This window comes from Candidatus Accumulibacter vicinus, assembly GCF_000584955.1.
Taxonomy (GTDB): domain Bacteria; phylum Pseudomonadota; class Gammaproteobacteria; order Burkholderiales; family Rhodocyclaceae; genus Accumulibacter; species Accumulibacter vicinus.
Genome location: NZ_JDSS02000020.1, coordinates 64,365 through 64,936, shown reverse-complemented (window position 1 = coordinate 64,936; position 572 = coordinate 64,365). Strand labels below are relative to the sequence as shown.

The following is a 572-nucleotide window of genomic DNA, read 5'->3' as shown; positions in this document are numbered from 1 at the left end:
CGCGGAGCGCTCGCCGCGTCCGAAAAAATGACTAGCGCTGACCATGACCATGCACTTCTTCACGGCCCCGGCGCTCAACCCGCAGCCGGCGCAGGACGAACTGAACCGCTTCTGCGCGTCGCACCGCGTCGTGGGCATCGAGCGCCGGCTCGTCGCCGCCGGGGCGAATTCGTATTGGGTCCTGTGCGTCACGGTCTCCGCTGGCGCGGGCGTGCCGCCGGACGCGCTGAAGACGCCGGAACGCAAGGCCGGCGCGCGCGCCGAGGCCGGCACCGCGGCAGCGCGGGTGGATTACCGGCAGGTGTTGAGCGAGCAGGATTTCGCGGTTTACGCCGATTTGCGCGTCTGGCGCAAGGCGGTGGCCGAACAGGAAGGCGTTCCGGTGTATGCGGTATTCACCAACGAGCAGTTGGCCGAGATCGTGCGTCGCCGCGTCGATCACCTGGCGGCGCTGGGCGAGATCGAGGGCGTCGGCCCGGCGCGGCTGGAGCGCTACGGCGAGGCGGTGCTGAACCGACCTGGGCTTTCGCCTCTCCCTGAGCTCGATGGGGCGCGCGCTGTGGATGCACCGC

The 572-nt window shown here is 70.1% G+C and carries 1 protein-coding gene; it reads left to right on the top strand.

The features are described from left to right. Positions 1-43: 43 nt before the first annotated feature. On the top strand, positions 44-572 hold a 529-nt coding region (locus tag CAPSK01_RS08395), incomplete at its 3' end, for an HRDC domain-containing protein (protein ID WP_034925193.1).